The sequence below is a fragment of the Mesorhizobium sp. M0870 genome (assembly GCF_040319775.1).
Lineage (GTDB): Bacteria > Pseudomonadota > Alphaproteobacteria > Rhizobiales > Rhizobiaceae > Mesorhizobium.
On sequence record NZ_JAMYOI010000039.1, the window covers coordinates 48297 to 54834 of the forward strand.

General features: G+C 65.6%; 6 protein-coding genes and 2 pseudogenes. All 8 read left to right on the forward strand.

Annotation, left to right across the window (positions count from 1 at the left end; genetic code table 11):
• The first annotated feature begins 4 nt into the window (after positions 1-4).
• The 8 genes and pseudogenes from NKH97_RS30160 (at position 5) to NKH97_RS30195 (ending at position 6391) form a co-directional block, all read left to right on the forward strand.
• Positions 5-796 (forward strand): taurine ABC transporter ATP-binding protein, encoded by a 792-nt coding sequence (locus NKH97_RS30160; protein ID WP_352723028.1) that lies wholly within the window; start codon positions 5-7, stop codon positions 794-796.
• Complete coding sequence (locus tag NKH97_RS30165; RefSeq protein WP_352772399.1) at positions 793-1653, forward strand: ABC transporter permease subunit; 861 nt, start codon at positions 793-795, stop codon at positions 1651-1653. Before NKH97_RS30160 ends, NKH97_RS30165 begins: the two co-directional genes overlap by 4 nt.
• A gap of 29 nt (positions 1654-1682) precedes the next feature.
• Complete coding sequence (locus NKH97_RS30170) at positions 1683-1868, forward strand: hypothetical protein (protein ID WP_352799471.1); 186 nt, start codon at positions 1683-1685, stop codon at positions 1866-1868.
• Positions 1869-2052: 184 nt separating this feature from the next.
• Positions 2053-2337, forward strand: a pseudogene (locus NKH97_RS30175) (GIY-YIG nuclease family protein); the annotation flags it as partial.
• 260 nt (positions 2338-2597) lie between these two features.
• A complete protein-coding gene (locus NKH97_RS30180; RefSeq protein WP_352799472.1) occupies positions 2598-3569 on the forward strand; it encodes a sulfonate ABC transporter substrate-binding protein in 972 nt (323 codons plus the stop codon).
• Between the two features lie 91 nt (positions 3570-3660).
• A pseudogene (gene ssuD, locus NKH97_RS30185) lies at positions 3661-4816 on the forward strand (FMNH2-dependent alkanesulfonate monooxygenase).
• Positions 4813-5589 carry an ABC transporter permease subunit gene (locus tag NKH97_RS30190; RefSeq protein WP_023813431.1) on the forward strand — a complete coding sequence of 259 codons (777 nt, stop codon included), beginning with the start codon at positions 4813-4815 and terminating at the stop codon, positions 5587-5589. The pseudogene ssuD and the gene NKH97_RS30190 overlap by 4 nt, the downstream one beginning before the upstream one ends.
• 10 nt (positions 5590-5599) lie before the next feature.
• On the forward strand, positions 5600-6391 hold the full coding sequence (locus NKH97_RS30195; protein WP_352442350.1) for an ATP-binding cassette domain-containing protein: 792 nt from the start codon (positions 5600-5602) through the stop codon (positions 6389-6391).
• Positions 6392-6538: the final 147 nt, after the last annotated feature.

Here is a 6538-nt window from a genome sequence, read left to right on the forward strand (position 1 = left end):
ATCCATGGCGCATCTCGTGCTCGACCCCCATCTCGTGCTGGACAAGGTCTCGATCCACTATGACGGCCAGGCGGAGCCTGCCGTCGAACGGGTGTCGATCGATGTTGCCAAGGGCGATTTCGTCGTGCTGGTCGGCCGTTCCGGTTGCGGCAAGACCTCGCTGCTCAACGTCGCCGCCGGCCTTGTCGCGCCGGCGCGAGGTACGGCTTCCATCGACGGCAAGCCGATCACCGCGCCGGGCTCGGACCGGGCGGTGGTGTTCCAGAACGATGCTTTGTTCCCATGGCTGACGGCGCGCGAAAACGTTGCCTTCGCGCTCAGGCTGCGCGGTGTCAGGCCAGCCGAGCGGGCCCAGCGCGCCGATGAGTTGCTGGCGCTGGTGAAGCTCACCGACGCCGGCGACAAGCGCATCTGGGAGCTTTCCGGCGGCATGCGCCAGCGCGTCGGCCTGGCCCGGGCGCTCGCCGCCGAACCCGAATTCCTGCTGCTCGACGAACCGCTCGGCGCGCTCGATGCGCTGACGCGCGAACGCATGCAGACGACGCTGCTCGATCTGTGGACGGCAAGCGAGGTCGGCGTGCTGATGGTGACGCATGGCATCGAGGAGGCGCTGGTGCTGGCCACCCGCATCGTCGTGCTGGCGCCCGGTCCGGGCCGCGTGGTGCGGAGCTTCGAGCCCGGTTTTTCCCGACGCTACGCGTCTGGCGAAGCCATTCGCACGATCAAGGCCGATCCGATTTTTTCCGAAGCCCGCGCGGACTTGACCGATGCGATCTTCGAAGGAGAAGCGGCATGACCGTTACTTCCTACACGGAGCGACCGGGACACAAGATCGACGAGGCCGACGGCCTGTCGGTGCCATGGTCGCGTCCCAGCCCCAAGCGCAAAGGCGTTTCGGCCCGCGCGGTCAGCGCTGTCACCATCCTGGTGGTGCTGGCGCTGTGGGCGCTGTCGGCCCGCCTGCAACTGGTGTCGCCAGTGTTTCTGCCATCGCCTGCCGCCGTGTGGAACAAGTTCATCACCGTCGCCCGTGATGGCTTCGTCGATGCGACGCTGCTGCAGCATGCGGTCGCCAGCCTGGGCCGGGTTTTCGCCGGGCTGGTCGCCGCCATCCTCATCGGCGTGCCGGTTGGGCTCGCCATCGGCATCAGCACGATCGGGCGCGGCATCTTCGATCCGCTGCTGGAATTCCTGCGGCCGATCCCGCCGCTCGCCTACCTGCCGCTGGTCATCATCTGGTTCGGCATCGGCGAGCCGTCGAAGATCCTGGTGATCGCCATTGCCATGCTGGCGCCGGTGGCGCTGTCGACCGCGTCCGGCGTTCGCGGCGTCTCGCAGGAGCGCATCAATGCGGCGCGCTCACTGGGTGCGACGCCAGCACAAGTGGTCCGCCACGTCATTCTGCCCAGCGCGCTGCCGTCGATCCTGACCGGACTGCGCATCGCGCTCGGCGCCGGCTGGTCGACGCTGGTCGCCGCCGAACTGGTGGCGGCGACACGCGGGCTTGGCTTCATGATCCAGTCGGCCGCCCAGTTCCTCGTCACCGACGTGGTGGTGATGGGCATATTGGTGATCGCGGCCATCGCCTTCGTGCTCGAATTCACCATCCGCAGGATCGAGCGCGTGCTCGTCCCGTGGGCGGGCCGCGAATGATCGAAGCCCAGAGGAGCAGGAGAATGACGATGACCCATTCCACCGCCGTGCTGTTCGCCCAAGCCGGTAGCTGGCTTCTCGCCTGGACCAGGGAAAGCCAGCCGCTTGAACAGCAACTGAAATCGCCAACGCCGGTCCGCTGGGACGCCGAGCGCGACCGCCTGCCGCCACGCGACGAGAGTTTTTACTGGGCTTGGCAGTATTGGTCGCAGTGAAGGGGGCGGGGCACGACTTGTGTCACGAAGACGGCTTAACTTAAGCTTCGTCATCCTAGGGCGAAGCAAGGAGCGAAGCGACGCGGCGCAGACCCTAGGATCCATGCCGTGACGGTGGTCGTAAGAATGCGGCGGATCAGAAATGTCGCTTTGCACGCCAACTCACGCGGGCTACCCTTCAACCATGACCGGCTATGCCTACATGACCGCGAGTCAGAAGCGCGGTACGATCTACATCGGCGTCACCAACGACCTCGGCCGCCGCGTACCCGAGCACAAGTCCGGCCAAGGCTCAGGCTTTACCAGTCTCTACGGCGTGCAACGCCTTGTCTGGTACGAAGAGTATTTCGACATTACCGACGCCATCCAACGTGAGAAATCACTGAAGCGCTGGCCACGACAATGGAAGATCGAGCTGATCGAGAGGGCCAATCCGGAGTGGTTCGAGCTCTTTCGTGGAACCGGCTGGTCGGCGCTCGGTTCCTTGCACCGCCGGAGCATAGCATCACCGTCACGGCATGGATCCTAGGGTCTGCGCCGCGTCGCTTCGCTCCTTGCTTCGCCCTAGAATGACGAAAGCTGGGGCTGCCTGCAGAAAACAAATCCGCTCTTCAAGTCCATCTCGCAAAATTATTCCTCTACTAAATTTATAGAACTACCTAGCCTGATCCATCTTCCAACCGGCGAGGCCATTTCCCGGCGCCGATCCGCAGCGAAGGAGAGGGATCAATGTTCAATCTGACCAAGCCTTTCAATCTGACGAGACGTGTTTTCGGCATCGGCCTGCTGGCGGCTACGGTTGTCCTGTCATCCGGCGCCACAGCGCAGGAGCTGAAGCAGCTCAGCATCGGCTATCAGAAGACCGGCCTGCCGGTGATCGCCAGGCAGCAGCAGGTGATCGAAAAGGCACTTGAAGACAAGGGCGTGACGGTCAAATGGGTCGAGTTCACCGCCGGGCCGCCGCTAATCGAGGCGCTCAATGTCGGCGCCATCGATGTCGGCTGGACCGGCGACGCACCGCCGATCTTCGGCCAGTCGGCCGGCGCCAACATCGTCTATGCGGCGGCGCTGCCGTCGAATGGCGACGGCGAGGCGATCTTCGTCAAGCCGGCGTCGCCGATCCAGTCGGTCGCCGACCTCAAGGGCAAGCGCGTCGGCGTCGGCAAGGGCACCAGCGCTCACAACCTGCTCGTCGCCGCGCTGGAAAAGGCCGGTGTTCCGTTCGACCAGATCACGCCGGTGTATCTCAGCCCGGCGGATGCGGCCGCAGCCTTCGCCAGCGACCAGATCGATGCCTGGACTGTTTGGGATCCGTTCTTCGCCATCGCCGAAACCCGCTACCAGCCGCGTGTGCTGGCCCGCTCCAGCGAGGTGCTCAAGGTCAACACCTACTTCCTCGCCAACAAGGATTTCGCCAAGGCGCACCCCGAAACCATCACCACGACGATATCGGCCCTTGGCGAGGCGGCGAAATGGGCCGACCAGAACCGCGACAAGGTGGCCGCGGCGCTGCATGAGGTGACCGGTGTGCCGCTCGACGCGCAGATCATCGCCGCCAACCGCACCCAGTTCGGCATCTTTCCGATCACCGACGAGATCATCGCCGGCCAGCAGGCCACCGCCGACCGCTTCTACAAGCTCGGGCTGATCCCGAAAGCGGTCCGCATCTCCGACGCGGTGTGGACAGCACCCGGCAACTAACTTGTCCCCTGACCGCGCCGGGTGAGAACGCCCGGCGCCATTTGCGTTTGCACCCATATCTCCAGGAGATCCGCCCGTGACTGTGCCAGACATGACCGCGCCTGCCAGCACCGCACCGCTCGATTTCTTCTGGTTCATCCCGACGCATGGCGATGGCTCCTATCTCGGCTCCGAGGAGCAGCAGCGGCCGCCTGAATTCGGTTACTTCAAGGAGATCGCGCAAGCGGTCGACCGGCTCGGCTTTCCCGGCGTGCTGCTGCCCACGGGTCAGAACTGCGAGGATTCCTGGATCACCGCGACAGGTCTCGCGACGCTGACCGAAAAGCTGAAGTTTCTCGTTGCGCTGCGGCCGGGCGTCACGCTGCCGACTTTCGCCGCGCGCCAGACCGCCGCCCTCGATCGCTTGAGCAATGGCCGCCTGCTGCTCAATGTCGTGGTCGGCGGCAACCCGACCGAGCTCGCCGGCGACGGCGTCTTCCTGCCGCATGACGAGCGCTATGCCCAGGCGCATGAGTTCCTGACCATCTGGCGCGGCCTGGTGTCGGGCCAGCGGGTCAATTTCGACGGCAAATATTACCGCGTCGAGAGTGGCCGCCTCGACCTTCTGCCGCACCAGGAGCGGCCGCCGCTCTATTTCGGCGGGTCGTCGGACGCAGGCCAGGACCTCGCCGCCGACCTCGTCGACATGTATCTGACCTGGGGCGAGCCACCGGCGCAGGTTGCCGAGAAGCTGGCCGCGGCGCGCGCAAAAGCGGCACTGCGCGGCAGAAAACTACGTTTCGGCATCAGGCTGCATTTCATCGTCCGCGAGACCGAGGACGAAGCCTGGCGCGCCGCCGACCGGCTGATCAGCCATGTCACCGACGCCCAGATCGAAAATGCGCAGGCGCGCTTCCTCAACCAGATGGATTCGGTCGGTCAGCGCCGTATGGCATGGCGGACGCCGTGACAGGCTGGTCGTCTCGCCCAATCTGTGGGCCGGTGTCGGGCTGGTGCGCGGCGGCGCCGGCACGGCGCTGGTCGGCACGCCCGAACAGATCACCGAGCGCATCCGGGAATACCAGGCGATCGGCATCGATACCATCATCGGCTCGGGTTATCCGCATCTCGAGGAAGCCTATCGCGTCGCCGAGCTTCTGTTCCCGAAACTCGGGCTCGGCACCAGGCGGCAGCGGGCGCATGAGAACATCGCCAACGAATTCTCGGTCGGCTTCCATGGAGCCAACCGCCTGCAGGCTTCGTCATGAGCTTTTCCACACGCCTGCATAACAATGCCATAGGCTGGCTGCTCCCGGCGCTGGTTATTGCCGGCTGGGAGGTTGCCAGCCGCGCGGGCGTCATGCCCGCCAACGTGCTGCCGGCGCCGAGCGCGGTCGCCGAAGCCTTCTGGCGGCTGACGCTGTCAGGCGAACTGATCCGCAACATCGGGGTCTCGACCGCGCGCGCCCTTGCCGGCTTTGCCGTCGGCGGCTCGATCGGCTTTGCGCTTGGCCTTGCCAACGGGCTGTCGACGCTCAGCCGCGGCCTGACCGACACGACGCTGCAGATGATCCGCAACATCCCGCACCTGGCGCTGATCCCGCTGGTCATCCTGTGGTTCGGCATCGACGAGGAAGCCAAACTGTTCCTGGTGGCGCTTGGCGTGTTCTTTCCGATCTACGTCAACACGCTGCTCGGCATCCAGAGCGTCGACCCGCAGCTGGTCGAGATGGGCCGCGTCTACGGCATGGACCGGCGCGCCCTGTTCTTCCGCGTCATCCTGCCCGGCGCGCTGCCGGCGATCTTCGTCGGCCTGCGCTATGCCCTGGGCATCATGTGGCTGACGCTGATCGTCGCCGAAACCATCTCGGCCAGCTCCGGCCTCGGCTACATGGCCATGCAGGCGCGCGAATTCCTGCTGATCGACGTCGTCGTGCTGTCGATCCTGATCTACGCGCTGCTCGGCAAGCTCGCCGACAGCCTCGCCCGCCTGCTCGAGCGGCTGTCGCTCGGCTGGCATCCGGCCTTCCAGAACGGATGAGAGATTGCCCATGACCGCCGCCAGCCTGACCGCAGCCCGTTCCTTCGTCGCCACGCCGGTGCGGCCGATCGGCTCCGTCGAAGGGCAGCGGGCCTTTGCCTTCAGGCAAGCCGGCAAGCGCTTCGGCGACAAGACCGTGCTCGACGGCATCGACCTGGACGTGCCGGCCGGGCAGTTCCTTGCCGTCATCGGCAAGAGCGGCTGCGGCAAGAGCACGCTTTTGCGGCTTCTGGCCGGGCTCGACCGGCCGACATCGGGATCGCTGACATTCGGCGTGGCAGAGGAAGGACACAGCCGCACGCGCTTCATGTTCCAGGAGCCACGGCTCCTGCCCTGGGCCAGCGTGGTGAAAAACGTCGAGGTCGGGCTGACCGGGATTGCTTCCGGCGCGGAGGCAAGGCAACGCGCGCTCGACATTCTCGGCGAGGTCGGGCTTGCCGATCGGGCCGACGAATGGCCTTCGGTGCTGTCCGGAGGTCAGAAGCAGCGCGTGGCGCTGGCCCGCGCGCTGGTCGGCCACCCGCAGATCCTGGCTCTCGACGAGCCGCTCGGCGCACTCGACGCCCTGACCCGCATCGAGATGCAGCAGCTTCTGGAACGCATCTGGATCGCGCAGAAGTTCACGGCTGTGCTGGTCACGCATGATGTCGCCGAAGCGGTCGCGCTGGCCGACCGGGTCGTGGTGATCAGCGAAGGCCGGATCGCGCTTGATCTGGATGTGCCCGTGGAACGGCCGCGCCGGCGCGGTTCGGTGGAGTTGGCCCGGCTTGAGGGCAAGATACTGGACCGGCTGTTCGGGTAGGCTGTCGGGGGCGGCGGCGCAATTGGTGAGCGGCTTCCCCCACTCCGTCGCTGCTCCGCAGCGCCACCTTGTATCTACACGAGAGAGATTTCGTGGGATTAGAGCGATTGAGCCAAGGTCCGGGCGGCCGCCCGGACCTTGGCTTGG